General features: G+C 63.7%; 2 protein-coding genes and 1 pseudogene. 2 read left to right on the top strand and 1 reads right to left on the bottom strand.

Going from position 1 to position 1153, the window contains the following annotated elements; all coding sequences use genetic code 11:
• Window positions 1-13 precede the first annotated feature (13 nt).
• Complete coding sequence (locus ACIBEF_RS32575) at window positions 14-415, top strand: hypothetical protein (RefSeq protein ID WP_396797263.1); 402 nt, start codon at window positions 14-16, stop codon at window positions 413-415.
• A gap of 43 nt (window positions 416-458) precedes the next feature.
• Window positions 459-1061 carry a sigma-70 family RNA polymerase sigma factor gene (locus ACIBEF_RS32570; RefSeq protein WP_396797262.1) on the top strand — a complete coding sequence of 201 codons (603 nt, stop codon included), beginning with the start codon at window positions 459-461 and terminating at the stop codon, window positions 1059-1061.
• A gap of 7 nt (window positions 1062-1068) precedes the next feature.
• On the opposite strand, the pseudogene ACIBEF_RS32565 reads toward ACIBEF_RS32570, so the two are convergent.
• Window positions 1069-1153: pseudogene (locus tag ACIBEF_RS32565) on the bottom strand (IS5/IS1182 family transposase); the annotation flags it as partial.

The raw sequence follows: 1153 nt of genomic DNA, 5'->3' as shown, positions 1-1153 counted from the left end.
CTACCCCTACCACGTGGACATCTCCGCCGCGAACCTCAACGACCATCTGATGTTCCAGGACATGATCGACGGCATGACGCCCGTGCGCCAACCCCCCCCGGCCGGTCGAGGAAACGGCCGCGCAAACTCCACGGCGACAAGGGCTACGACTACCCGATCTACCGCGACCTGCTGCGAACACGCACCATCACCGCGCGGATCGCCCGTAAAGCGCATCGATTCCTCGGCCCGACTCGGCCAACACCGCTACGTCATCGAACGCTGCCTGGAATGGACCACCCGGTTCCGACGCCTGGTCCGCCGCTACGACCGGACAGCTTCCCACTTCCTCGGACTCCTACACCTGGCCTGCGCTGTCATCTGCTACCGCCGAGCCATCCGACTCAACCTGGTGACCAGCAACAACCCCAACTGACACACGGTCTTAGCGCATCGCGACCCAGACGACGGAGGGTGCCATGTTTGGCCAGTTCGAGCAGCCAGTGGCGCAGCGTCCAGACCCTCATCGCGAGCAGGCCGCGCGGGCCGAGGATTCGCTCAGGACAGGGACCGCGCCCGCTGCGGCCAGGCTCGAACAGCTGCACCGCGCCTGTAGTAAGCCGCTCTTCAGGTACCTCGTCAAGCTCACCCTGGGGGACCGGCGGCTGGCCGAGGACATCATGCAGGAGACATTCGTCCGGGCGTGGTCCCACCTCAGCCGACATGACGACGTGGATGTCACCACGTTCCGGCCGTGGTTGTACACCGTCTCTCGCCGGCTCGTCGTAGACACGCTGCGGGCCCGCAAGTCACGGCCGGTGGAGGTAGTCGTGGATGATCTGACCCAACTGACCGTCGCCAGCGACAATGCCAGCAGCATGGCTGAGAGACTGACGATTCGTAAGGCGTTGATGCTGCTTCAGCCTGAGCAGCGCAGTCTGCTGCTTAACCTGTATTACCACGGCCAAACGATTCAGGAATTGGCGGATGAGCTGAATATCCCGGTGGGCACCGTCAAGTCCCGGGTCCACTACGCAAAGGGCATCTTGCGCGCCCATCTCGACCAACAGGACCACTACTGAGCCATTTTCATCCTGCGTAGCGGTTCGCTTCGACGTGGTGCAGGACGAGGATGGCTTGCGCGATCGCGGTGGCTCGGCGTGGACAGCAGCGC

It is taken from the genome of Micromonospora sp. NPDC050795, assembly GCF_044456785.1.
In the GTDB taxonomy this organism is placed as follows: Bacteria; Actinomycetota; Actinomycetes; order Mycobacteriales; family Micromonosporaceae; genus Micromonospora.
Note: the sequence above shows the minus strand (reverse complement) of the source record. Positions and strands in the feature narration are given on the sequence as shown.

Bases quoted from the DNA above. Each gene is read 5' to 3' on its own strand.
- ACIBEF_RS32570 (WP_396797262.1), top strand. From the start codon at position 459: ATGTTTGGCCAGTTCGAGCAGCCAGTGGCGCAGCGTCCAGACCCTCAT.